Source organism: Pontibacter sp. LHS2 (assembly GCF_058932845.1).
Genome location: NZ_JBZYWG010000001.1, coordinates 668,290 through 692,887, shown reverse-complemented (window position 1 = coordinate 692,887; position 24,598 = coordinate 668,290). Strand labels below are relative to the sequence as shown.

At 49.3% G+C, this 24,598-nt stretch carries 19 protein-coding genes; 11 read left to right on the top strand and 8 right to left on the bottom strand.

All coding sequences use genetic code 11. The features are described from left to right. The first annotated feature begins 100 nt into the window (after positions 1-100). The 3 genes from AC5FX6_RS02960 to AC5FX6_RS02950 all read left to right on the top strand — a co-directional run bounded on the left by AC5FX6_RS02960 (position 101) and on the right by AC5FX6_RS02950 (position 3,217). Complete coding sequence (locus AC5FX6_RS02960) at positions 101-919, top strand: TspO-related membrane protein (protein ID WP_493595540.1); 819 nt, start codon at positions 101-103, stop codon at positions 917-919. 339 nt (positions 920-1,258) lie between these two features. Next, the gene (locus tag AC5FX6_RS02955; RefSeq protein ID WP_493595539.1) at positions 1,259-2,068 is read left to right on the top strand and encodes a hypothetical protein; all 810 of its coding nucleotides are present in this window, start codon (positions 1,259-1,261) and stop codon (positions 2,066-2,068) included. Positions 2,069-2,293: 225 nt separating this feature from the next. Beyond that, the gene (locus AC5FX6_RS02950; protein ID WP_493595538.1) at positions 2,294-3,217 is read left to right on the top strand and encodes a DUF2167 domain-containing protein; all 924 of its coding nucleotides are present in this window, start codon (positions 2,294-2,296) and stop codon (positions 3,215-3,217) included. A 140-nt stretch (positions 3,218-3,357) separates the two neighbouring features. Here AC5FX6_RS02950 and AC5FX6_RS02945 read toward each other — a convergent pair whose 3' ends face one another. Both AC5FX6_RS02945 and AC5FX6_RS02940 read right to left on the bottom strand, forming a co-directional pair. Next, complete coding sequence (locus tag AC5FX6_RS02945) at positions 3,358-4,266, bottom strand: amidohydrolase family protein (RefSeq protein ID WP_493595537.1); 909 nt, start codon at positions 4,264-4,266, stop codon at positions 3,358-3,360. 353 nt (positions 4,267-4,619) lie between these two features. After that, positions 4,620-4,817 (bottom strand): hypothetical protein, encoded by a 198-nt coding sequence (locus AC5FX6_RS02940; RefSeq protein ID WP_493595536.1) that lies wholly within the window; start codon positions 4,815-4,817, stop codon positions 4,620-4,622. A gap of 229 nt (positions 4,818-5,046) precedes the next feature. Here AC5FX6_RS02940 and AC5FX6_RS02935 point away from each other — a divergent pair, with 229 nt between their 5' ends. From AC5FX6_RS02935 to AC5FX6_RS02910, 6 genes are all read left to right on the top strand, one after another. After that, on the top strand, positions 5,047-6,702 hold the full coding sequence (locus tag AC5FX6_RS02935; RefSeq protein WP_493595535.1) for a type I restriction-modification system subunit M: 1,656 nt from the start codon (positions 5,047-5,049) through the stop codon (positions 6,700-6,702). Between the two features lie 35 nt (positions 6,703-6,737). Further along, on the top strand, positions 6,738-7,643 hold the full coding sequence (locus tag AC5FX6_RS02930) for a hypothetical protein (RefSeq protein ID WP_493595534.1): 906 nt from the start codon (positions 6,738-6,740) through the stop codon (positions 7,641-7,643). Next, positions 7,619-8,320, top strand: coding sequence for a hypothetical protein (locus AC5FX6_RS02925; protein ID WP_493595533.1), 702 nt, complete (start codon positions 7,619-7,621; stop codon positions 8,318-8,320). Before AC5FX6_RS02930 ends, AC5FX6_RS02925 begins: the two co-directional genes overlap by 25 nt. Positions 8,321-8,415: 95 nt before the next feature. Then, complete coding sequence (locus AC5FX6_RS02920) at positions 8,416-9,234, top strand: DUF2971 domain-containing protein (protein WP_493595532.1); 819 nt, start codon at positions 8,416-8,418, stop codon at positions 9,232-9,234. Positions 9,235-9,252: 18 nt separating this feature from the next. Then, positions 9,253-10,434: a restriction endonuclease subunit S gene (locus AC5FX6_RS02915; protein WP_493595531.1), complete on the top strand. Its 1,182-nt coding sequence runs from the start codon at positions 9,253-9,255 to the stop codon at positions 10,432-10,434. Next, complete coding sequence (locus tag AC5FX6_RS02910) at positions 10,415-13,648, top strand: type I restriction endonuclease subunit R (protein ID WP_493595530.1); 3,234 nt, start codon at positions 10,415-10,417, stop codon at positions 13,646-13,648. Before AC5FX6_RS02915 ends, AC5FX6_RS02910 begins: the two co-directional genes overlap by 20 nt. Positions 13,649-13,903: 255 nt before the next feature. Here the strand turns inward: AC5FX6_RS02910 and ypfJ are convergent, their stop codons facing one another. From ypfJ to AC5FX6_RS02890, 4 genes are all read right to left on the bottom strand, one after another. Further along, complete coding sequence (ypfJ, locus tag AC5FX6_RS02905) at positions 13,904-14,797, bottom strand: KPN_02809 family neutral zinc metallopeptidase (protein WP_493595529.1); 894 nt, start codon at positions 14,795-14,797, stop codon at positions 13,904-13,906. A gap of 193 nt (positions 14,798-14,990) precedes the next feature. After that, positions 14,991-17,543 carry a beta-N-acetylhexosaminidase gene (locus AC5FX6_RS02900; protein ID WP_493595528.1) on the bottom strand — a complete coding sequence of 851 codons (2,553 nt, stop codon included), beginning with the start codon at positions 17,541-17,543 and terminating at the stop codon, positions 14,991-14,993. Positions 17,544-17,963: 420 nt separating this feature from the next. Continuing rightward, positions 17,964-18,260 carry a GIY-YIG nuclease family protein gene (locus AC5FX6_RS02895; protein ID WP_493595527.1) on the bottom strand — a complete coding sequence of 99 codons (297 nt, stop codon included), beginning with the start codon at positions 18,258-18,260 and terminating at the stop codon, positions 17,964-17,966. Positions 18,261-18,593: 333 nt separating this feature from the next. After that, positions 18,594-19,565 carry an aldo/keto reductase gene (locus AC5FX6_RS02890; RefSeq protein WP_493595526.1) on the bottom strand — a complete coding sequence of 324 codons (972 nt, stop codon included), beginning with the start codon at positions 19,563-19,565 and terminating at the stop codon, positions 18,594-18,596. 155 nt (positions 19,566-19,720) lie between these two features. Between AC5FX6_RS02890 and AC5FX6_RS02885 the strand changes: the two genes are divergently transcribed. Continuing rightward, entirely contained in the window at positions 19,721-20,866 is a 1,146-nt protein-coding gene (locus tag AC5FX6_RS02885) for a serine hydrolase domain-containing protein (RefSeq protein WP_493595525.1), read from the top strand. 86 nt (positions 20,867-20,952) lie between these two features. On the opposite strand, the gene AC5FX6_RS02880 is transcribed toward AC5FX6_RS02885, so the two are convergent. Further along, the gene (locus tag AC5FX6_RS02880; protein WP_493595524.1) at positions 20,953-21,525 is read right to left on the bottom strand and encodes a fasciclin domain-containing protein; all 573 of its coding nucleotides are present in this window, start codon (positions 21,523-21,525) and stop codon (positions 20,953-20,955) included. A gap of 232 nt (positions 21,526-21,757) precedes the next feature. On the opposite strand from AC5FX6_RS02880, the gene AC5FX6_RS02875 reads away from it, so the two are divergent. Further along, positions 21,758-23,143 carry an MATE family efflux transporter gene (locus tag AC5FX6_RS02875; RefSeq protein ID WP_493595523.1) on the top strand — a complete coding sequence of 462 codons (1,386 nt, stop codon included), beginning with the start codon at positions 21,758-21,760 and terminating at the stop codon, positions 23,141-23,143. A 133-nt stretch (positions 23,144-23,276) separates the two neighbouring features. Here the strand turns inward: AC5FX6_RS02875 and AC5FX6_RS02870 are convergent, their stop codons facing one another. Then, a complete protein-coding gene (locus tag AC5FX6_RS02870; protein ID WP_493595522.1) occupies positions 23,277-24,410 on the bottom strand; it encodes a hypothetical protein in 1,134 nt (377 codons plus the stop codon). Positions 24,411-24,598: the final 188 nt, after the last annotated feature.

Here is a 24,598-nt window from a genome sequence, read left to right as displayed (position 1 = left end):
GAAATAGCTGTCAGCTAAGCATAACGAAAAAAGAGGCTTTTTGGCTGAAAGAGGTCTGCATGCGTAGAGAGAACAAACGTACCAAAAGGCGCTACAACCCATGAAAAACGTCAAGACTCTTGCCATCCTGAACACTGTGTTTTTTCTGCTGCACCTGGTGCCCTCGCAACTCACGCAGCTGGAGATTTTCAATAGCCAGACCATCGGCGAGGTGTCAGCGAAGTATCCGGCACTGTTCACCCCGGCGGGAATCACCTTCTCCATATGGGGCGTCATCTACCTGGGCCTTTCTGCCTTCTGCATCTACCACATCATGAAAGCCTTTAAGGAGCCTGCCCTGCACGAGGCCAACGTGGACCTGAAGCGTCTTGGCTTTCTGTTCATGCTCAACAACCTGGCTACCGGCGCCTGGACCATTGCCTGGGTAAACGAGCGGCTGCTACTTTCGGTGGGGCTGATCCTGATTCAGCTGGTCACGCTACTGGCCATTCACATACGACTGGGCATTTTTGACGCGAGCCGCTCGGCAGCCTCTCGCTGGTTTACGCAGGTACCGCTAAGCCTTTACTTTGGCTGGATCATCATCGCGACAGTCGCCAACATCAGCTCTGCTTTGGTGGGTTTAGGGTGGGATGGCTTTGGAGTGAGCGCAGGAGACTGGACGAATATTATGATTGTAGCAGCCACCTTGATCGTGGTGTTCGTGGTCTTCAGCCGCACCAACCCCTTTGTGGGTCTGGTCGGTATATGGGCGCTTTACGGCATTATCCTCAAACATCGCGAACTGAATGCAGCAGAGAGCCCGCAGATCATTACCACAGCCTGGATCAGTTTGGCAGTTGTGGCCCTGGTGGTGCTGGTGGTGTTATTCAGTTATGGAAAAGCGGTGCGCGGCAGGCTAAATCAAACACTGCCCTAGATTCAATAAGTCCTTCCAGTATCTGCAAGGCAGCAGACTTGTCAGTCACTTCGGGAAACAGTTCCTAGCAAGGCCGATGCAACTTTAGTCGATCACCATTTCAATACAGAAATAAGCGACTGAGCCTGCAAGTAATAAAGCGAGAGCGGTTTTAGGTGTCATAGTTCTTTTGCATTTAGGTATAAAACATGAAGACGAAACCCTTTGGATTTGTAGGGATAACCGACTAGTTTACAGAAAGTTTCTCAGTATAATACGTAAGGCATTGCAGATGAGGCGACTATAAAACTTCTATCTTGATACCTAGCTAAAAATCCCTGTTTGGCGACTGACCAAAAGATGAAACGACTCCTCTACTTTTGCTTTTTGCTGTTCTCTTTCTCCTGTACCGTACCAGGCCAACTTAGGCTCCCAGCTCGCCCTGCCACTGCTTTGTCGGGCTCTGCCTTTTACCAGCAAGCGGCCGCCTATACCTGGCAACAGCGCGATTCGCTGACCGTGCGGGAAGTACTGAGCGGCAATGTGCCTGCCTTCTTTCAGAAATTCGTGGCCATACCTGTCACGACTACCGGAGCGAATGGCAAAACGATACAGGCTATCTTCTATGCCAGTCCGGACTATGTGAGCATCGGGAACGAAACCAACTGGGCCCGCATACCGCTGACGCCCATGGCCGCACAGCAATTAGCCGATAGCCTGGATTGCTTTCTGCCAACCCGAAAAATGGTAGATGCCATCTACCGGCAGGCCACAGTCAAATTGGAGCCGCTTCCGCTCTACGCCCTCCGCGACAGCACACCGACCTTTTACCACCACCACCTCATGATCGAAGGACAGCGCCAGGGACGCAAAGGACTGATTGCAGGTATCAAGAAAGATGTTGTGATCAGCAGCAAAGTGAGCCAGGACACACGCCCGAACCGGGTCGCCATTTATGGCTGGCACCGCCAGTACGGCAAACCCATACAGCCGCTCTATACCGGGCACATTAACTGGTATGTAGATTACAGTCATGGCATCCGGCTCATACACCGGAAGCTAAAGGTTGACGGCAAGTGGATGGATTATACGCAGGTGTTGCAGGACCACGAGCTCCGGCAGCTGCTTTGTGATGAAGAGGTGTGTGATTTTACCAGGTATACCTACTGAGCCTTGACCGCTTTGCAGCATTAAGCATTTTTAAAATATTTAAAGGTGACCGTTGCCCTATTGGATTAATTTTTTACTTTTAGCTACCCAAATACACCACCCATTTTTATAGCACCATCTACCCTCTTTCAGAAGGGTTCTGGTCCCCGATCCTGTTGCAGCCATGCGGCATCAGCATTCTCCTTTTAGTACCTAAGCTGCATTTTTCAACCTTTAATAGTTTATATGAAACAAGTTTACTTCACCATTGCACTCTTCCTGAGTGCCCTCACTTCTTTTGCCCAGGCGGAAACAGCCGTAGATTCCACGCAGCTCCAAATACAGGAGATCGAAGCATCGCTCACTTACCAGTATGGCGAAATCACACTCGGTAACGGGCTTGCCAAAATCAACGTGCCGAAGGGTTTTAAATACCTCGATGCAGAACAGTCGGAGTTTGTACTGACGCAGCTGTGGGGGAACCCGGCTTCTGGTACTACGCTGGGTATGCTGCTGCCGGAAGACCGTGGCGTGCTGGCCGATAACACCTGGGTATTCGACATTGAGTTTGACGAAATTGGCTATGTGAAAGACGCCGATGCCAATGACATCAACTACTCGGAGCTGCTCAGCACCATGCAACAGGAAACGCTTGATGGCAATGCCATGCGCCAGTCCAACGGCTACGAACCCATACAGCTGATTGGCTGGGCCTCCAGCCCGTACTATGACAACGAGAAAAAAATCCTGCACTGGGCGAAGGAGTTACGCTTTGGTGAGATGCAGGACCATACCTTGAACTACAACATCCGCATACTGGGTCGTAAGGGTGTGTTGATGCTAAATGCGATTGCCGACATGGAAGATTTGCCGGAAGTAAAGGCCAATCTCCCTATGATTACCAGCAGTGTGAACTTTGAGCAGGGACACAGCTATTTTGACTTTGACCCGAACGTAGACGAAGTAGCCGCCTGGACGCTGAGTGGTCTGGTAGCCGGAAAAGTGCTGACCAAAGTAGGGTTCTTCGCCGCCCTGCTTAAGTTCTGGAAAGTGATCGCCGTGGCCCTTGCGGCCGGTGGCGGTGCCCTGCTGAAGTGGTTCAGAGGCAGACGCGAAGAAGAGCAGGTAGCCTATGTGCAGGAAGAAGAAAATGAAAAAGTGGCCAACTAACAGGTATAATACTTAAAAAAACAGAAAGCCCTAACACAGGTTGTGTTGGGGCTTTTTTTGAGCTAACTCTAAACATTTCACTAATCGGTTAGCACTGTGCAGATCAGCATCTACAGATAAAACGCTCTGAAAAAAGATGCTTAGAGCTCAAGAAACCGGGCGGCATTGTTATACAGGATGTCCCTTTTCTGTTCCTCCGTCAGAAAGTCAGCTTCCTCAATCGCCTGAATTCCCTTTTCAATCTTTTCAGGCCAGCGCATCTGGTCCGAGCCAAACATCAGCCTTTTGCCGAGGCCGGCTTGCATAAGGCGTTGCAGGTAATCGTAAAAAGCTGACCTGGGAATTACCCAGGTTATGGTAGACAGATCCCCGTATAGTTGCGGGTACTGGTACATCATCGCCACCATGTCATCCAGGTAGGGATATCCGGTGTTTTCTACATAGAGCCTGAGCTTCGGGTGGCGGGTCAATACATCTTCCAGCAAAAGCGGACTACCGGCAGCTGAGCGAAAACCGGGCAGATAAGGACCTATGCCTGCCGTGTGTATGAGCGTGGGCAGGTTAAGCTCTTCGGCCAGGGCAAAATAAGGCGCCAGTTTTGGATCGTTGGGTGCGATGCCGTTGAGTTGTGTGGCGATCTCTCCCATGCCGCCATAAAACCCCTTTGCATACATCTTTCTGAGATCCGCTAGTTGTGCCTGGTCAGGTTGAAAGACAAAGGGTGCTACAATAAAACGATCCGGGGCAGCTTGTACCCATTTTGCCAGGATCTTAGGGTCCAGCCCACTCAAATGCGCCTTTACGATGTTGTAGCGATCCATGATCTCCAGCGTTTGACGCAATGTTTCGTCGTGGTTTGCTGTAGCTCGCCCCTCCCCCTTGCAAGGTTCCGGGCGGCAGAGAGCAGGTTCTCCCTCTTTGATCTCGTAAGGAGGAAGATCAGCGTGCAGGTGCATGTCGATGATGGGGGGACGACGTTTTTGTCCGTGCAGGGGCAGGGAGAACTGTCCCATCAACAAGAAGAGCAAAAGGACTAGAAGCGTTTTCATAGCGTTTTGGTTTTGAGGAACCAAACGATCATCCCCGGTAAGGATGCCTTTCTACTAAGTATACGCTCCTGCAAGTGCATGCCGTTTATTTACATAACTGGCAGGCGCTGCACAACGTGGTTTTTGAAAGATTCCAGACATTCCAATGGGTTTTCAGCTAACCGCATCAGAAGTTGTATCCAGAAATATTTATAGCGAGAACAGCTGCAGCAGGATATCCAATTGGTTGACAATCACATAGCTCATCATACGCGTTATGTGTATGATTGCCATTGCTTAAAGTAATGAATCCCTTCTCCCTGTCATTTCGACAAAAGGAGAAATCTGAATGCGTTATAAGATGCCTTTACAGATTATGAATTATAGGCATCGTACACATTCCAGGCCCACAAAATGAATGGGATGATGATCGTCCACCAGAAAAAGAAAGTCAGAATCCCGCCAAATATCCAGATGAATATACCTTTCAATACATGGCCTTTGATCAGCTGGCCTAAGCCAGGTATGAAGAAAGAGATCAGGGCTGGTAAACTGTGTGTTTGCTTGTGCATATCGTGTGTCTAAAATAAAAGTGAGAACTTAAGTGTAAGACCTGTGGATTTCAACTAGCTAAGTGCCTTCAATAAGGCAAACAGAAGATTAAAAGCGCCTTATAGCTATACTGTCCGAAAAGATAGGAATAAGCAGCTTAAATATTTCAAATAATCTATATTTTTCCTCCTAACATTCTACATATTTCCCTATCTTGAGCCTTTGTTTCAACACCGAGTACACCCTTACATGGCCAAGAATAATACCCCTGCCGCTAAAGCTAAAGCGGATATAGATTTTGAAAACGAACTCTGGAATGCTGCCAACGAACTGCGTGGTGCTGTAGCCGAGAACCAGTACAAAGACTATGTGCTCTCGTTGCTGTTCTTAAAGCACCTCTCCGAGCGATTTGAGATACGCAAGCAGGAGCTGCAGCTCTCGTTTTTTGAAGACCCAGAACAATACGGTATACCTGTACTGACGCAAGATTTTGCGTCGCTGCCCCAGCCTGAGCAGGAAAGCTACCTGAGCGCTGTGCTGGAAGACGAGCTGGAGTACCAGGTAAAGAATGTATACCGCCTGCCAAAAGAAGCTACCTGGACCTACCTGCGCGAGAACGCCGAGCAGGACGACATTAAGGTGAAGGTGGACCAGGCTTTTGTGCTGATAGATGAGATCCTGAGCAAGCGCAACCCCGACTACAAAGGCGTGCTGGAGCCGATCTTCGTGAAGAGCCAGCTCTCCCCTACGCAGGTGGCCGGGCTCATCAACCTGTTCTCCAAAGAGAAGTTCTCCGAGATCAACAACCCTGAGTCCGACATCTACGGCCGCGTGTATGAGTACTACATCGGCAAGTTTGCCATGGCCGAAGGCTCCGGTGCAGGGCAGTTTTTTACCCCAGGCTCGGTGGTGCGTTTGCTCGTGGAAATGCTGGAGCCGCTCAAAGGCCGCATCATGGACCTGGCCTGCGGTTCGGGTGGTATGTTTGTGCAGAGTCTCAAATTTCTGCAGGCGCACGGCGGCGATAAAAACGACATCTCCATTTACGGACAGGAGCGCTACGAAGGCACGCTGCGCCTCTGCAAAATGAACCTGCTGCTGCGCAACCTTTCCTTCGACGTGAAGCTGGGCGACTCGCTGCTGCAGGACCGCTTCCCCGACCTGAAGGCCGACTACGCCCTCATGAACCCGCCGTTCAACATCAGCAACTGGCACCCCGAGCTGCTGCCCGACAACGACCCGCGCCTCTTCGGAACCAAAGATACCTTTACCACGCCCGGCAACGCCAATTACATGTGGTTCCAGACGCTGTGGCACCACCTCTCGGAGCGCGGCACAGCGGGCGTGGTGATGGCCAACGGCGCCATGACCACCGGAAGCGCCGGCGAAAAGAACGTGCGCGAGCACATGATACAGCAAGGCATGGTAGACTGCATTGTGCAGATGCCCGACAAGCTGTTCCTGACCACCGGCATACCGGCCTGTATCTTTATTCTGAGCAAGAACCGCGACGGCCGCGACGGCGAGCACCGCGAGCGCAAAAACGAGATCCTCTTTATAGATGCCCGCAAACTGGGTACCATGGCCAGCCGCCGCCTGCGCGTGTTCGAAGATACCGACGTGGCCCGCATTGCCGACACCTACCATACCTGGCGCAACATTGGCGGCAGCTACTCCGACACCGAAGGTTTCTGCAAGGCCGCTACTTTAGCCGAAGTGGCCGCCAACAACTACGTGCTCTCTCCGGGCCGCTACGTGGGCTCCGAAGCCGAGGAAGACGACGGCGTTCCGTTTGAAGAGAAAATGAAGCTGCTGACCACCGAACTGGCCGCTCAGTTTGAGGAAAGCGCCCTGCTGGAGAAGCGGATTCGGGAGAATCTGGAGGGGATTGGGTTTAGTTTGTAATGAAAAACTTAAGAACTTAAGATGAAATCCAACTAATGTATGCATGGGCTATAAATACCAAATATGTTGAAGTAACATATTTGAACAATGGCTCTGTTTCTAAACCAGGATCAAAGCTAACAACCTCTATTCTGAGCAAAACAGAGGATTTAGGCATTAATGCAGGAGATCTAATTATAATGATGAGTCCTGTGGAAAATGATCTTCAATTTAAGGGACAGGGATTTATAAATTCTTTCATAGGTACTAAAACTATAAAACCTACTTATGAGGAATACCTCAAAAGCGAAAGAAAGAATTTACCACCTCCTAGAGATAAATATTTATATACCTATGAGCTAGAAATTGAAAAGCCAATTGAGGGTAACAATTTGTTGCGTGATTTAGAATATAGCATTCGTTCTGTTTACAGATTTGCCAAGCCAGAAGTCCATTTCCAGTCTCAATACAGAGGTTTAACTAAAGATGACTATGAAACAATAGTTAATGGATGGGTTTATGCTGCCCGCACAGCATTTGGCAAATTAGTTAATTCCTTACCTCGTCAAAATAAATTAGAGTTTATGCTAATGTCAATGGACAACTTTGAAACTATAGACTTCAAAGAAGTACCTCTTACGAAAGCTTTGGATTTTCTCTATAAATACATTGACAGAAGGATTCTGAGTTTGGGGAGGTTACTTGTAGCCACAGACAACATTCTAACAAAACGGTTAGATGATATTGTACCGCATAAAAATATAGGTCTTATGCATCCTAAAGGCCATGAAGGAAATGAAATTCACCATCAGGCATATTATTTTCGAGAACTTTTTAAACTGGAGGATAACACTAACATTCTCAAATTAATTGATCGGATGATAGAACAAAATTCGAAAGTAGAGGAGAGATTTAACACCATATTTAGTAAAGAAACATGGCCAATAGACCTAAGAGCATAAAAGAATTACTAGAAGATATTAATTCATATTCTTCTCTTCTGTCTGAAGCTTCTGTTTGGCATAATACAAAAGAAGTTATTGCACCAGTTTTACCAAAGGAGGAGGAAAGAGATAACTTAAATTACATTTATGAATTTTATTGCTATATCTCTATAGTTGCTGATTTAACTAAAAATTATGAAATAAGGTTTGTACCCGGTTCAGGTAAGTTTGAATTTAAATTTCCTCAAGCTGCCGCAAAGAAAAAAGGTAAACCAAGATTTGATGCATATATAGATGGAGAATTAGCTTTTCAGATTTGTGCAGGGACGATGATCAAGTGCGAATATGAGACAGAAGAGAATCATCCAGATATATCATTTCAAAGAGCTGAAGCTGGAGATGATCCAAACGAAGAGGATTTACTAATTATTCTCGATGCAAAATTCCAGGATGGTAGCGGAAGTAGACTTTCAAAAACTGAGGTGTATAAGTTCAGAACAATTGTTGATATTTTTTCTTTAAGGGGTAAGACAAGTGACATAAAGTTTGATGCTTTAAAAGAATTGAATGCAAACTGTTTGATAACTAACGGTCAGGCATATTCCGATCACGGTGCAGACAAATTCCTTAAAATGTCATCTATCAAAGAGGTTGAAAACTATTACCCTGACATGAAATATAAAGTTTTAGGCTAAAGTGTAAGCTAATCTCTACTTATCGACTTTGCTGGTAAGAATTATATTTGAGCTTTCTTAATCCTAATGTATTCCTCAAACAGTTAAATTGGTTTATGCAGTTAATCAATAAAAAAATTATCAACAAAGAAGAAACTCCGTATCCAAACACTTTATATAAGTATAGAGAATGGGACAATCAATATCATCAAAATATAATAACTAAGAGAGAGGTTTTTTTCCCTCCACCAAGTGGTTTTGAGGACCCCTATGATTGTAAAATTCCAATCAGGTATGATCTTTTAACATACAATGAAAGAATAGAATTTGGTGTAAGGGCAATAAAGGCAAAAGAGCCAGGTAAACCACAACATTATTATAGACAAAAAGCAATACAGCAATACCCAAATTCTGCTTTCGCAAACCCAAAACGTATAGCAGAATTTCAAAAAATAGAGGCTGAAGACTTTGATCGACGTATCGGCATTCTTTGTCTAACTGAACATCCTGATAGTTATACAATGTGGGACTACTATAGTAAAAAGCATTCTGGTTTTTGTGTAGGGTTTGACCCCAAAATTTTATTTGATTTTTTAGGAGGTGGAGGCGCTGTTCTTTATCATGATGAAATCCCGATCATATTCCCTTCACCCAAGCATTCTTATGACGAGCAATTAGCATTTCAAATATTTTGTAAGCATAAGAAGTGGTCTTTTGAAGACGAATATAGAACGTTCCTGTCAAATATGGCTCAGCCTCTTACTACAGAGGATAGATTAGTAGAAATACCACCAGAAGCCTATACGGAAATCATCCTAGGCGCAAATATGCCTGAAGAATGGAAGGAGCAAATTAGAGAGGCTCTACCTGTTGAATTAAAAGATATTAGAATTAGGCAAGCCACAATTAATGGAGAAGAGATTGTATTAGTATAAGTCTTCAAAAGAAATTAAATGCAAATTTGGAAAACATATACCTTCACAGACTTTATAGAAGTAAACCCTAAGGTTTCCTTAAAAGCTAAAGAAACCTATTCCTTTATTGAAATGAAGGATTTAGATGAAGGGCAAAGGAATGCTTATCCATCACAAGAAAGAGTTTTAGCGGGTGGTGCAAGATTTATAGAAGGTGATACTCTTTTTGCCCGTATTACACCTTGTTTAGAAAATGGCAAAATTTGTCAAGCTAAAGGGTTACACAATGGTATTGGATTCGGTTCAACTGAATTTCATGTTTTCAGAGAACGTAAAGACATTTCAGATAAAGATTTTATTTTCTATTTATCTCGATGGGAAGAAATACGACGTTATGCCGAACTGCATTTAGTTGGTACTTCTGGAAGACAAAGAGTACCAAAAGATGTATTTGAAAAACTTGAGTTAACTCTACCAGATCTACCCACCCAACGCCGCATTGTCAAAATCTTATCTGCGCTGGATGACAAAATAGAGCTGAACCGCCGCATGAACCAAACGCTGGAGCAAATGGCGCAAACACTCTTTGAAAAGTATTCTGAAGTAGATGAGTTTGTTCCTTTGACTGATTTAGTCGAGCTTAATCCTAAGCTTACGCTAAGAAAAGGTACAGTAAGTCAGTACGTGGAAATGAGTAATCTTTCTGAAACCTCAGCATCCATAAAGCAATCGGTTTTGCGAGAGTATAGCGGTGGCGCAAAGTTTCAGAACAATGATATATTACTTGCCAGAATCACTCCTTGCTTAGAAAATGGCAAGACTGGTTTTGTGGATATACTTGATGACAAAGAAGTTGGCTTTGGTTCAACAGAATACATCGTCATGCGAGCAAAACAAAGTAAAAGTCCATACTTTGTATACTGTGTTGCCAGAGACAAAGCTTTCCGAGATCATGCAGTAAAAAGTATGACCGGGACATCGGGCAGGCAGCGCGTACAGGTAGATATGCTGGAGACTTTTATGCTGCCTAAGTGGAGCCAAGAAAGTATGGACGCTTTTCATACTTCCGCCTATGCTGCTTTTCAAAAAGTTAAAGCTAATACAGCAGAAATTAATACGCTTACCCAACTCCGCGACACTCTTCTTCCCAAACTCATGTCAGGAGAAATTGATGTAATGCAAACCAAACCCGAAGAACTGCATGAGCCAGTACTTAGCTGAAGAAGCCATTGAGCAGGCGGCCATTGCCTGGCTGTGCGAACTGGATCCCTATACCTATCAACACGGCTCCGACATAAAGCGCGACCAAAGCAAAGCCGTGCTCGAAGAAGCGTTTGAGCACTTTCTGCAGCGCCGCTACCCGCAGGTGCCGCAGAAGGTGCTGGCCGAGCTGAAGCAGGAGTTCCTCTACAATTCCGGAACTGACCTGCACCATCGCAACCACGCCTTCCACCTCAAGCTCAGCAAAGGCATCAGCAAAACCTGGAAAGACGATACTGGCAAACAACACTTCGGCCACTTCTACCCCATCGCCTACGACGATATTTCGCAGAACGACTTTCGGGTGGTCAACCAGTTCACCATCATCGGCAAAAGCAAGCGCATCCCTGACCTGATCATTTTCGTGAACGGCCTGCCGCTGGTGCTCTTCGAATTCAAAAACCTGTTCAACCAGGACGCCACCGTAGAGGCCGCCTACAACCAGGTGCAGCACTATACCTACCAGATTCCGCAGCTCTTCGAGTACAATGCCCTCACCGTGGTAAGCGATGGCCAGACCACCCTGCACGGCATGTACAGCAGCGGCCTGGAGTGGTTCGCCGCCTGGAAAAGTATAGACGGCCGCGAGGTAGTCGGCAACGGCTTTGCGTTGGAAACACTAATCAAAGGTTTGCTCGTGCCCGAGCGCCTCTTGCAATACGTGCGCCACTACATCTTCCACGAGCCCGACAAGGGCCAGCTGATCAAGAAAGGCGCCAAGTACCACCAGTTCTTCGGCATACAGTACGCCCTGCAGCAAACCCTGCAGTCGGTAAAGCCCTACGGCGACGGCCGCATTGGCGTGGTATGGCACACCACCCGCTCCGGCAAAAGCATTACCATGGCCATTTACACCGGCATCCTGCGCCAGCTGCCCGAGCTGAAGAACCCGACCATTGTGGTGCAGGTAGACCGCTTCGACCTCAACCGCCAGCTCTTCGACGATTTTGTGGCTGCCAAAGACCTGGTAGGCGAAGTGCGCATTGCCAACACCACAGACGAACTGCGCAGTCTGCTCAGCGGTGATAGCGGCGGCGTGGTGTTCAGCACCGTGCAGAAGTTTAACCTGAAAGACACCGCCACCGGCCGCGAGCTGGAGCACCCCGTGCTGAGCACCCGCGACAACATCATTGTGATTGCCGACGAGTGCCATCGCACGCAGTACGGCCTGGTGCAGGGCTTTGCCAACAACCTGCGCCGCGCCCTGCCGCAGGCGAGTTTCATCGGCTTCACCGGCACACCCGTCGACAACAAAGATGCTGATACCGTAGCTGTGTTCGGCGACATCATCCATACCTACGACATCCGCCAGGCCACCGAAGACAAAGCCGTGGTACCGATCTACTACGAGCCGCGCCTGGCCAAACTGCACCTCGGCAACGAGCAGCTCGAAGAAGAAGCCGAAGAGATAACCGGCGGTCTGGAAGAAAACGAAAAGAACAAAATACTGTGGGCCGCCATGGAAGACGCCGCCGGTTCTGCCGCCCGCGTCGAAGCCATTGCCAAAGACATTCTGCAGCACTATACCTCCCGGACTAAAAACCTGGAAGGCAAAGCCATGATCGTGTGTATGAGCCGCCGCAATTGCGTGAAGCTTTACGATGCCTTGACCGCATTGGAAGGTTGCCCCGAAGTAGCCGTGATCATGACTACCAACATCGCCAAAGACCCACCGGCCTGGCACCCGCACGTACGCTCCAAAGAGCAAATGGAGGAAGTAAAATCCCGCTTCAAAAACCCGGACGATCCGCTCAAGCTCGTGATCGTGCGCGACATGTGGCTCACCGGCTTCGACAACCCTGCCATGCATACCTTGTATGTAGACAAAGTAATGAGCGGCCACAACCTGATACAAGCCGTCAACCGCGTCGCCACTGTTTTCCGCGACAAGCCCAGCGGCCTGATCGTCGATTACATAGGTATAGGAGATCGTTTGCGTGATGCCACCAAGAAGTATACCTCAGCAGGCGGAGAAGGCAAAGTAGCGTTTGATATTGAAGAAGCATTTGAGATGGCCAGGGATGCGGCTGCATTGCTAAGAGAAATGCTGCCGGGAGGACCAATTGAACTTGCTGGAGAAAAGTCCCCCTTGGGGGTAGGGGCCCTCGATAAAGAAGGGGGCAGGGGAATGACCAATGCCGCAGAAGACGCAGGAACATTAACCACCAAGCCAAATAGCAACCATACAATTAACAGTAATGGACAGCTCAGCACGAGTAATCCTCCCCCTACCCCCTCCAAAGGGGGACAAACGCAGTTCCCATCCCTGCACGCCGCTATACCTTACTTCTCGGCTATACCTAAGCAAGACCGTTTGAAGCTGGTACAACATGCGATCAATCATCTGGTAGCCGATGATGAAGTCAGCAAGGCTTTCCTGCTGAATGAAAAGAAACTCAGCAGCCTCGCTCCTATTATCAAGAGTCATGCGAACATCAACGAGCTGGCAGCAGACATCGTGTACCTGCAGCACGTCGGCGCAGCCCTGCGCAAAGCCAAGAACCCAGACCGCAAGATCAGAGAATCCGCTTCGAAAGTGAAAGACCTGATCCACCGCAGCATCGAAAGCGAAGAAGTAGTGGACGTTTTCCAGATGGCAGGTATAGAGCGTTTCGACATCTCTATCATCAACGACGATTTTCTGGCCACAGCCAAAGAACAGAAGACTGGCAACGAACTGAAACTGGAGCTGCTTCGCCAGATCATGAACAATGAAATAAAAGTGCGCTCCAGCAAAAACCTGGTGAAGTATAAGAAGCTGAAAGAGGAAGTAGAACGCATTATCGCCGACTACCACAACCACTTTTTCGACAGCCTGGTCGCCATGGAGAAACTCCGTGAAGTAGCTAAGCAGATGCAGGAAGAAGACCAGCGCCGCAACCAACTCGGCCTCACCGACGAGGAAGAAGCCTTTTACGAAATACTGGCCAATCACCCCAACGCCGTGCAGGACTTCGACATGATCAAAGATCTCGTGCAGAAGATTCTGGCCGAAGTAAAGAAAAGCTCTCAGCAACCCGACTGGTACAAAAAAGAAGACACCAAAGCCCAGCTCCAACTGGCCGTGAAAAAAGTACTGCGCTTCAAAGTAAAGGCTGAACTACAGGAAATCCTCGACGAGATCATGGAGCAGGCCGAAGCCAGGTATAAGGAGTTTGGGATGAGTGTGGCGTAAATCACCTCGTAGGGACAGGTCGCGACCTGTCCGCGGAAAGGCCTGGGCTATGAAACATAAAATATGCAGGCAAGCTTAACTAGCGAACATCCTGTTAATCCTTAAATCCTGAAAATCCTGATTCAGACAATATTACCCAGTGCATGATTCGGACAGGTCGCGACCTGTCCCTACGAAACGAACAGAACACGCATAGAAAAGCCTCTCCATTTCCGGAGAGGCTTTTTAGTTTGCCAAAGGTATAAAACTATTACCCTACAATTCCGCAGCATTAAAGGTATCGCCCTGCCGCACATCACCTGTCTCGAAGCCTTTTTTGAACCAGCGGACGCGTTGAGCGGAGGTGCCGTGCGTGAAGGAGTCGGGAACGACACGGCCGGTGGCCTGCTTTTGAAGGCGGTCATCGCCGATGGCACTGGCAGCATCCAGGGCTTCTTCCAGGTCGCCGGGCTCCAGAAAGCCGGTGGAGCGCTGAGTATGGTGCGCCCACACACCGGCATAGAAATCGGCCTGCAGCTCTACCCGGACCATAAGTTGGTTAAATTCCGTTTGGGAAAGTTGGCCTCGCATGGCGTTCACTTTGTCCATGGTGCCTGTGAGTTTCTGGACATGGTGCCCTACTTCATGCCCCACCACATAGGCTTGGGCGAAGTCACCGCCAGCACCCAGTTTGCGCTCCATCTCACTGAAAAAACTTAAGTCGATGTATAGTTTTTCATCGCCCGGACAGTAAAAGGGTCCTGAAGCGGAGGATGCCAATCCACAGGCTGAATTTACCTGATCCGAAAACAGCACCAGCGTAGGTTCTCTGTACCCTTGCACAATGTTGTTCCAGACATCCTCGGTATCTGCCAACACAACTTTTGTTTGTTCGGCCAGCTCCTGCTCTTCCGGGCCTGGCTGGTAGTCGCTTGTCTGGGCATACTGCGGTTCGCCTCCTACAAACTGCTGTAGGAGCGTGAGCGGGTTCGTGCCCGTCAGAAAAAGGATGAGCGCAATCACGACCACAATCACTAGCCCTGCTTTCGAAAACAGGAGCCGGAACAAAGGGATCAGCAGCATCGGGCTAATGCCCCTGCCACCTCCACCTGCCGATTGCCCTCTACGGTCTTCTATATTGGTGCTTTTTCTTCTGCCTTGCCATTTCATAGTATTTTTTTACATAAAGTAAGTAATTGGATGCTTAGGGTATTTTCAGCCATCGGCCGAACATGTATACCTATTGGCGTAATTTTAACGGAGGGTAGCTGCACTTGGATGTGCGCCTGCAAAAAAAGGTCTGCCAGGTATACCTGACAGACCTTTTACGCGATCATCTCTATTGGCAAATCCGACTACACGATCAGCTTGCCTTGTTCACAACGGTCACCACACGCCCGGAACGTCCAGCGGGATTGAACACTTTGAGCTTGATCTCCCCTTTTTCGCTGATCGGACCGGTGTATACCTTGCTCTTTTCTGTTGGCTCTGAACCGTCGGTGGTATAGCGGATGGTGAAGCCGGGCAGCTGCACATTGGCCAGTATTTTCCCGTTTTCGACCACTGCCCCGGCTGTCGGGATGCGGTATTGGAAACCGCCGGCATAGTGGCTCAAGCGCGGAAGCTCCCGCTTACCCAGCACATTCACAAAGGCTGACCAGGCCTGGTTATAAGCGGCTTCTCCTTTGGCGGCATTTGGCTCAGTAGCCCAGGCGGGATCAGGTGCCCAGGCTCTCTCGGCCAGACCCAACAGTTTTGGCAGCAGCATGTACTCCAGTCGCTCCGGGGTTTTGATCATCTCAGACCAAAGCGGCGCCTGCAGACCCACAATATTCGACCGGCCAAAGGCAGTTAGTTGCTCTTTTCCTTTGAAGATGGCGGGGTTGATTGGCTTGTTGTCGGTATCCACCTTCTGGTTCTTCATGTAGTTGAACGGAATGAAGTAGAAAGGCTTGTCCAGATCGAGGTAGCCAGCCCAGTATAAACCTGGCTCTTCATAGGCTTTCTGGTAGGTCAGGTCCAGGTAGAGGTTGGAGGCATTGGTGAGCACAACTTTGTAACCGGCATTCGCCATGCGGTAGGCCAGGTCCTCAGCTCCCCACAGGTTGTTCCAGACATCCACATGAAAGTTCTTGCCTTTGAAATCCGGGTTGGGCACGTACACGTTTTTGCCGTTCTGCTTCACCTTGGTTAAGCCAATTTCTTCCCAACCCGACAGGTATAGCTTACGGGCGATCAGTAGGTCGTTCACCTTGCCGAAGTAGTAATCCCAGAGATCGTCCTTGCTGTTTACTTTCGGATTGGCCGCCAGCAGGGCCTGCACGGCAGGAGACTTCTCCCATACACCGTTTGGTACTTCGTCGCCACCCATGTGGATGGTCTGGATCGGGGCACCCGCCTCTTGGTACATGGCCAGTATCTCGTCTACCACCTTCTCGAGGAAGGTATAGGTAGAAGGGAGCGCCACATTGATCACGTTATCGTTCCAGTTCTGCACCGAGCGGTATACCGACTGGTCGTCCAGGTCACGGAGCAGGGAGCGTTTCGCTTCCTCTGGTTTTCCCTCCTGCATCAGGCGGGCATAGCGGGCATCCATCGATTTGATAGCGGCCCGGGCATGCCCCGGTGTCTCTATTTCAGGGATCACCTTGATGTGGCGCTCCGTGGCATACTTTAGGATCTCAATGTAGTCGGCTTTGGTATAGTGCCCGCTGCCGCTGGTTATATTTGCATCCGGACCGGAGCCCAGCGAGGGTTGCAGGTGGTTCTTCTCGTCCAGGGTATGGCCGCGTCTGCCGCCCACTTCCGTTAGCTCCGGCAGACCCGGAATTTCCAGACGCCAGCCTTCGTCGTCGTTCAGGTGAAAGTGCAGCACATTCAATTTGTAGAGCGCCATCAGGTCGAGCACCTTCAGCACCTGTTCTTTTGACTGAAAATTGCGCGACACATCCATCATAAAAGCCCTGTGCCCGAAACGCGGTGCATCCGACACGCGCACGCCTGGCAGTGAAACAGCAGTCTGGTTTTTAGTCAGTGCCGCCGCCGGGATCAGCGTCTTCAGCGATTGGGTACCGTAGAAGGCACCGGCTGGTGTAGAAGCATTGATCACCACTTCCTGCAGATTCACCTGCAGTTCGTAGGCTTCTGGCCCCAGCCCTTTCTTCTGCTGCAAACGAATCGCTTTGCCGGTGCCCAGCATACTGATCACCGGCTGCTTGCCGAAGACAGTTCCGAAGTGGTCTGCCAGCAAATCAGCCTCCCGCAAAAAAGCAGCATCCGTTACGATGGGCACTTTGGCGGTCATGGTAAAAGGCTCTCCGGTTTCGTGGTAGACAGCAGGGGTCGGAAACACCTTGGTCAGCATTTCTTCCGGAATGTCGGTGATCACCTTGTTCTGCGCATAGATGTCTTTTGCCTGCACCCAATCCACCCAGGGCTGGTCCGGCTTTTTGACGCTGATCGGAGCAGTAGCATAGCCTTTTGACTTGTCCTGATCCCAAACCAGGTAAAAGCCGTGCGGTGTTCTGGAATCGTTCACAACCTGTCCGCCGGAAACCAGTTCGATGCGCTGCGAAGCTCCCGGTGCCAGCTCTTCAAAGGTAGACGTTGGCACCATATAGCGCAGGTCGCCGTTCACATGCTCTACTTTGACAGGGGCATTTTCCGCTATAGGTTTGAGTGCAGGAAAGGAATGGAAATACAGGGTCCAGCCGCTCGCCGGTAATGGGACATTTCCGGTATTGGTGAGGGTAAGGACAGCCAGCGTTTGCGGCTTGTTCTGGTACTTTCCGTCTGTTACTTCATAGCTTAGCTGAAGCTTCTTTGGGTCAAATTGGCTCTTGCTATCCTGCGCAAAAGAAGTCACAAAAAGAAGGGCAAAAAAGGCGCATAAAACTGCTGCCAGGGTATTTTTCATATTCGCTAAAAAATCAGGCGTGTCGATCTAAGCTGAAATATAGCAGAAAATGTGTAGAACTTCAGCCTTTGGCAGGGCGAAGAGGGCAAGTTTGATGTGAAGACATTGGTTTTTTAGTAGAGAGTTAGGTCAATCTATTTCCTATGATGCTAGGCCTACTTTATACATTCTCTTTTGTCATCCTGCAAGGAGCTTGCTCTGTCATTCTGTAAGTATCTACACTTTTTGTCATCCTGAAAGGATCCTGGTAGCGGATAGCATAGGCTTATCGCCCTCTAACTAAGTTTCTTAACAGAATGACAGCGTATTAAAGGTAAATATGATTAGAATGAAACGTCGCTAACTTGATGCGAAGGCTGTTCTATACCTTCTTTTTGTCATCCTGTAAGGATCTTGGTAGCTAGGGTATGAAGCTGTAATTCAAGGATCAGCTTTCAGAAATCGCAGGTATTGATTCTCACTTTTTATCAACTCCATTTTCTTTTCACGACTCCAGCTTTTTAGCTCCTTTTCTCTATCAATAGCATGCTGTACATAGGTATAGCGTTCATAGTAGACTAGCTTGTAACAGAAGTAGCGACCTACAAACGTCTCAGGTTTACCTCTATTTTCCCTATGTTGCTCAAGCCGATATACCAAGTCATTTGTCACCCCCACATATAACACAGTCTTGCTTGGGTTAGTAGTGATATAGACAAAGTAGTTATGGCTTTTCATTATTTACTCCAGAGACGTTGCATTCTATTTTTTTGTCATTTTGTAAGTATCTACTTTTTTGTCATCCTGAAAGGATCTTGGTTGCCAGTAGCCACTGCTTAACCTCCCTTCAACCAAGTTTCTTAACAGAATGACAGTGAGACTTGTGCAGTTTTTCATAGTATTTAACGGCCCTACCTTTTGGGGTGTGGGCAATTCATTTTAGGAGTGAGAATGTGAAACTCCTTGTCATTCTGAAAGAAACTTGGTTTGAGGGGTGATAAGCCTATGCTATTAGCGACCAAGATCCTTACAGGATGACAAAAAACACAAGTCAAAATTGACCCTTCACCCCTACTGCGACCACTCCGTGGGCTTGCGGTCCCAGCGGTGCGATTGGAGCTGCTCCAGCAGGTCGTTCGGCAAGCCTTTGCCGTCGCTGGCCTGTAGGTTGGCTTGCACGTGGTGGGCTTTGCGCATACCCGGTATAGTGGTGCTCACATCCGGGTTACTCAGGATGAAGCGCAAGGCCATCTCCGCCATGGTCATACCGGCAGGTAGAAGCGGCTTCAGTTGGTCGGCATGTGCTACACTGGCTTTCAGGTTTTCGGGCACAAAGTAGCTGCTTCGCCAGTCGTCTTTCGGGAAAGTGGTTTCCTGCGTGAAAGTGCCGGTCAGGGTGCCTTCATCGAAGGGAACACGGGCAATGGTGGCGATATCCAGTTCGCGGCAAAGCGGGAAGAGTTTGTCTTCAGGTGCCTGATCGAAAATGTTGTAAATGACCTGCACGCTGCTGATGTGGCCGGTGCGCAGGGTCTGGAGCACATTGTCCGGCTCCCAGCGGTTCACGCTCACGCCCATGTGCTGAATTTTGCCATCTGCCTTCAGCTTTTCCACGGCCCGCTGCCATTCTTCGTTATCAGCCCAGCTGTCTTCCCAGACATGAAACTGCTGCAGGTCGATCGTCTCCACCGCAAGGTTCTGCAGGCTTTTTTCAGTATAGGCAATGATATGATCGGCTGGAAAACAGTCCTCGAGTTTGTAAGACGCTTTCGACGGCCACTTCATGTTCTTCGGTGGAATCTTGGTCGCCACGTACAGGCGCTTGTCTGCATAGCGTCTGATCAGGCGACCCAGGATCTCTTCGCTTTTGCCTTTGCCGTAGCCCCAGGCGGTATCAAAAAAGTTGCAGCCGCCTTCCACGGCCATGTCCAAGGAGCGGTCTGACTGCTGGTCATCCGAACCGGTCCAGCCGGCCATTCCCCACATGCCGTACCCTATTTCGCTCACTTGCCAGCCTGTGCGGCCAAATCTTCTGTACTCCATATCTTGTTCCTATTTTTCTGTTATCTGTTCTGCACTGATACTGCTGTAAAGATACAAGAGTTGTCGTTCTGCCGCCCTTCCTGGCACCTGGTATGATGATATTCCGGGACAGATGCTTATCTTAGTCATTCCATACTCCACAGCCCATGACACCTATGCTGAAAAAACTCTGGAAGAAAACCTCGCTCACCTTAATTGCCCTTGTAGCCTTTAGCCTCTCCAGTCAGGGGCAGGTAGTAAAAGCCGAAAAAGACCTGCAGGCCATTATGCAGCAGCACGACATGGTTGGACTGTCGGTTGCCGTGGTCAAGAAGGGGGAGATCGTCTACACCAGATCCTTCGGCTTGAAGGATGTCGAAAGCCAGACACCACTCACTAACAACGACATTTTCAGGATCGCTTCTATCTCCAAGTCCTTTACCGTTACGGCCCTGATGCAACTGGTGGAGGCGGGTAAGCTCTCGCTGGATGATGACGTGAGCAAACTGGTAGGTTTTCAGGTGCGGAATCCGAAGTACCCGGAGAAGGTGATTACGCTGCGGATGATGCTATCGCATACCTCCAGCATCAACGACAGCCAGGGTTACTTTACACTCGACAGCATCGACCCTGCTAAAAACCCGGATTGGGCGGCATGCTACAACAACTACGCACCTGGCACCAACTACGAATACTGCAACCTGGGCTTCAACATGGCGGGCACCATTCTGGAGAAGCTTTCCGGTGAGCGATTTGACCAATATGTAAAGCGCCACATCCTGAACCCACTCGGACTGTACGGTGGCTACCAGGTAGACTCCCTGGACACCAGCCGCTTCGTCACGCTTTATGAATACAAGCCTGACTCCAATAGCTTTTCCCCTTCCCCGTCGGCCTATGCCCCGCGCCGGGAAGAAATAAGCAAGTACAGAATGGGCTATACCACCCCTATCTTCTCACCCACCGGCGGCATGAAGATCTCGGCGACAGACCTGGCCAAATACATGACCATGCACATGAACCAGGGCCATTACAATGGTACCCGGATCATTTCAAAGAAGAGCGCCAGACAAATGCAGACGAAGATCGCCGACAATGGCTACGGGCTGGCACTCAAAACCGAAAAGAATCTGATTCCAGGTCAGGCTATTGTAGGGCATACTGGCAATGCCTATGGACTCTACAGCGCCATGTTCTTTCAGCCGAAGGAGCACTATGGCTTTGTGGTGATTACCAACGGGACCAGTGCCCCTGAAGTGAATGAGTATAACCTAGCACTGGCAGAAGTCATCAACAGTCTGTACGACAACTTCATTAAATAACAGACCTAATCTACTGTATCCCAAAAACAAAACGGGCAGGTGCCCTATGGGAAAGCACCTGCCCGTTTTAAAAGTATTATCAAGGATTACATACCTGGTGGCAGCATCACTTTATCGATCACGTGCACCACACCATTCGAGGCTTCTACATCAGGCATGGCCACACTGGCGTCATTGATTCGAACGTTACTGCCATTCAGCATCACTTTCAGATCGGCTCCATTCAGGGTTTTGGCTGACATGTTGTTGGTCAGGTCAGTTGATTTTACGTTGCCTTCTACCACGTGGTACTTCAGGATGTCAGCAAGCTGCTGCTTGTTCTCAGGCTTGAGCAGGTTGTCCAGCGTACCGGCCGGCAAGGCGGCAAAGGCTTCGTTAGTTGGGGCAAACACGGTGTAAGGGCCAGGTCCCTGTAAAGCGCCCGCCAGGTCTGCTGCCTGCAGGGCCTGAACCAGCGTAGAGAGCGAAGGCGTTTCGGAGGCGAGTGCCACAATATCCCTGGATCCGGCCGTCATGGCATCGTCCGTGGTCATGGTCTCGTCATTGGCCATCATATCCGTGTCTTCGGTTACGACCTCTGCGCTTTCCGTGGCCTGTTCATTGGTATTACAGCCAACAAGAAAAAGGGCCGATAGAAAGAAAATGCTTAATTTTTTCATAAGTAATATTTTATAATTGGTTGATTTACAAGAATGAAACCAGCCACCTGCCCCTTTGTTCAGAACTAATTTTAAATACCCCTGTGCTATACCTGTCACCGCACCGCCTGAACCCATATTCACAAATACCTTAACCGAACGATAACAGCCGATGGTCTGCCGTATACCTTGTTTCTGCGGGAACCGGCTATCTTTGTGAAACTAGCGAAAGGCGTCCCCGCTCCTGCATCCTATGAAAGAATTTTTACAGCTTGTTTGGTCAGCCGTGAAGGGCAAAGAGCAGGATTATACCACCCTGGGAATCCGGACGAGTATTGTGCTGCTGGCTGTGCCCATGATCCTGGAGATGATGATGGAGTCACTCTTTGCGGTAGTCGATATCTTCTTTGTAGGCAGACTGGGTCCCCAGGCGCTGGCTACCGTTGGCCTGACCGAAACAGTGCTGATGGTGATCTACTCGGTGGGTATGGGGGTGAGCATTGCCGCAACGGCCCTGGTGGCGCGTCGTGTTGGTGAAAAGAACTACAAAGAAGCCGGCAACGTCACTTTCCAACTGATGGTCACAGGTGTGATACTGGCGCTGCTGATGGGCTTTCTGGCTACCTGGTTTGCGGCTGATATCCTCACGCTGATGGGTGCCGACGCCGCCCTGCTCGACACCGGACTTCGCTATGCGCAGATCATCTTTGCCGGCAACCTGGTCATTATCATGCTTTTCCTGATCAACGGGATATTTCGGGGTGCCGGTCAGCCGCACCTGGCCATGCGTGCACTCTGGATCGCCAATGGCGCCAACATCATACTCGACCCGCTTCTGATCTTCGGTATTGGCAGCTTCGAAGGCTGGGGCCTGGAAGGTGCCGCCTGGGCCACCACCACCGGACGCAGCATTGGGGTGGCCTACCAGTTGTACCACCTGCTCAATGGCAAGCATTTGCTCAAGGTCGGTCGCGACAACCTGGTCATCAGTTTTGCCATGGTCCGGCGTATAATCGCGGTCGCCTCGGGTGGCATGGGCCAATACCTGATCGACTCTGCCAGCTGGATCTTCCTGACCCGGATCATCGCCGAATTCGGCAGCAATGCGCTGGCCGGATATACAGTGGCCTTCCGCCTGATCATCTTTGCGCTGCTACCGGCCTGGGGCTTGTCATCGGCTGCCGCTACACTAGTTGGTCAGAACCTGGGCGCGAAGAAAGTAAAACGGGCTGAGCTGTCGGTATGGCTGACGGCACGCTACAACGTGATCTTCATGGCGGCTGTCACGCTGTTGTTTCTGGTGTTTGGGGAGCACCTGGCAGCTTTCTTTGCAGAGGATGAAGCAGTGATCGCAGTGGCATCAGAAGCGCTGCGGATCATTACACTGGGTTACGTCTTTTTCGGGTTGGGTATGGTGATGGTGCAGGCCTTTAACGGAGCAGGTGATACCCGCACGCCGTCCATTATCAACATCGTGGTGCTTTGGCTGATCGAAATTCCGCTGGCCTATCTGCTAGCCAAAAACCTGGGCTTCGGGACCACAGGCATCTTCATCGCGATTGCCTTTTGCCACTCTTTCCATGCCCTGGTCAGCGGGTGGCTTTTCCGCCGCGGCACCTGGAAGGTCGTGAAGGTATAGCGTGTGTATTTGCTGCAAACAAAAGCATCGTTCTATACCTTGACCTAGCTAGGCATAGCATTGCCCTAAAAGCAAAAAAGCAGGTATAGCGCGAATGGCTATACCTGCTTTTCATTTATAAAAGACCTATTGCTTAGTTGCTAGCGAAGAGGTTGTTCACGTTCGCGACAAAGTAAGCATGTGCCTGCTCTATTGTCAGGATGTGGCCTTGCTTCTGTGCTTCAGCAGCCAATCGGAAACCCAGCTCAGCAGCGGCCATGCGCTGCAATGGTGTACCGTGGTGGCCTGCACTGGCAAAACCGCAATCGCCGATCTCAAAAAACAGCTCGTAGAACTGGGCTACACGCTTGCTGTTGTAAGTAGCGCCACGCTTGTGGGTCATGTAATAGGCAGCCAGGAAATCAGCTTCTAATTCCTTATAACGCGTTGCTTCCGGCGTGCTGGCAAAAGTACCGGCAGGATACCATGAACCCATGTTCTTGAACTGGATCTGGTGTGCCCACTCGTGTGCCAGTATACCTGTCCACACGATGTCTTTGTCTATACCTGTTTCCGAAAGCATGTCCACGATACCATCGCCGATCACGATCAGGTTGTTATAGGTAGTAGCGAAACCATCAGAAGCGAAAAATGGAGATTCAGGCAATTGATTTGAGAGTGTATTGATAAACAGGATCTGATCTGCTGCGGCATAAGCCTGCTCTCTTGAAGTAATGTTTGTACCTATCACTTCATACACATCAGCCAGTTTTTCTCTGTCATTGAGTGTAGCAGTATGCTGGCCATTCACCCGGATCTGGTTTGGCATATTCCAGAATTTCTCCAACTCACGCTGGCGCTTCACCATCAAACTGGTGTGCTCTCCCTGCGCGCCAAAATACTGCGGCGTGGATTCATCCAGATAAGCAGCATATAAATTCAGCGTGGTGTACAAATCAAAGATCCCTTGCGCCTGCGAACCAAACAGCTTTACTAAATCAGTAGCCATAGGATTGAAGTAGCTGTTTTGTACTACCGCAAAATCAGTCGGGCCGCAATCAGACGGGTCAACGACATTACTCATCAGGGACTGACGCAGATTTTCATGAATCGGCAATAATCCATTCAACGGATTTAGAGGCACAAAATCAGATGCGTTTTGATTTGCAACAGCTGTTGCGTTCAGGGTGTTGGTGGAAGATACCTGCAGATCTTCCATGTCTTTGTCGCAGGAAAAAGTTAAAAAGGCAAGGCCTAGGCAAAGTAGTGTAGTCTTTGTCTTGTTCATAAACACGGGTTTTAATTAAGTTTGATAATAGCTTTGAGTAAAAATTGGGGATTTGCTAAATGGATCTGATGCTCCGGGTTAACTTTATCGAAGTTAGTTATTGTTGCACTTAACACAAATTTTAGAGGCATTTTCTCATATTAATTTTTCATTAAAAGAAGTTTCCGCGCTTATACATGGCAAGATCA

Coding starts and splice junctions, on each gene's coding strand:
- AC5FX6_RS02945 (WP_493595537.1), bottom strand. CDS start 4,266: ATGAAAACGCTTCTAGTCCTTTTGCTCTTCTTGTTGATGGGACAGTTC.
- AC5FX6_RS02870 (WP_493595522.1), bottom strand. CDS start 24,410: ATGAACAAGACAAAGACTACACTACTTTGCCTAGGCCTTGCCTTTTTA.
- AC5FX6_RS02900 (WP_493595528.1), bottom strand. CDS start 17,543: ATGAAAAATACCCTGGCAGCAGTTTTATGCGCCTTTTTTGCCCTTCTT.
- ypfJ (WP_493595529.1), bottom strand. CDS start 14,797: ATGAAATGGCAAGGCAGAAGAAAAAGCACCAATATAGAAGACCGTAGA.
- AC5FX6_RS02940 (WP_493595536.1), bottom strand. CDS start 4,817: ATGCACAAGCAAACACACAGTTTACCAGCCCTGATCTCTTTCTTCATA.
- AC5FX6_RS02960 (WP_493595540.1), top strand. CDS start 101: ATGAAAAACGTCAAGACTCTTGCCATCCTGAACACTGTGTTTTTTCTG.
- AC5FX6_RS02895 (WP_493595527.1), bottom strand. CDS start 18,260: ATGAAAAGCCATAACTACTTTGTCTATATCACTACTAACCCAAGCAAG.
- AC5FX6_RS02955 (WP_493595539.1), top strand. CDS start 1,259: ATGAAACGACTCCTCTACTTTTGCTTTTTGCTGTTCTCTTTCTCCTGT.
- AC5FX6_RS02920 (WP_493595532.1), top strand. CDS start 8,416: ATGCAGTTAATCAATAAAAAAATTATCAACAAAGAAGAAACTCCGTAT.
- AC5FX6_RS02910 (WP_493595530.1), top strand. CDS start 10,415: ATGAGCCAGTACTTAGCTGAAGAAGCCATTGAGCAGGCGGCCATTGCC.
- AC5FX6_RS02875 (WP_493595523.1), top strand. CDS start 21,758: ATGAAAGAATTTTTACAGCTTGTTTGGTCAGCCGTGAAGGGCAAAGAG.
- AC5FX6_RS02880 (WP_493595524.1), bottom strand. CDS start 21,525: ATGAAAAAATTAAGCATTTTCTTTCTATCGGCCCTTTTTCTTGTTGGC.
- AC5FX6_RS02935 (WP_493595535.1), top strand. CDS start 5,047: ATGGCCAAGAATAATACCCCTGCCGCTAAAGCTAAAGCGGATATAGAT.
- AC5FX6_RS02950 (WP_493595538.1), top strand. CDS start 2,294: ATGAAACAAGTTTACTTCACCATTGCACTCTTCCTGAGTGCCCTCACT.
- AC5FX6_RS02885 (WP_493595525.1), top strand. CDS start 19,721: ATGCTGAAAAAACTCTGGAAGAAAACCTCGCTCACCTTAATTGCCCTT.
- AC5FX6_RS02925 (WP_493595533.1), top strand. CDS start 7,619: ATGGCCAATAGACCTAAGAGCATAAAAGAATTACTAGAAGATATTAAT.
- AC5FX6_RS02915 (WP_493595531.1), top strand. CDS start 9,253: ATGCAAATTTGGAAAACATATACCTTCACAGACTTTATAGAAGTAAAC.
- AC5FX6_RS02890 (WP_493595526.1), bottom strand. CDS start 19,565: ATGGAGTACAGAAGATTTGGCCGCACAGGCTGGCAAGTGAGCGAAATA.
- AC5FX6_RS02930 (WP_493595534.1), top strand. CDS start 6,738: ATGTATGCATGGGCTATAAATACCAAATATGTTGAAGTAACATATTTG.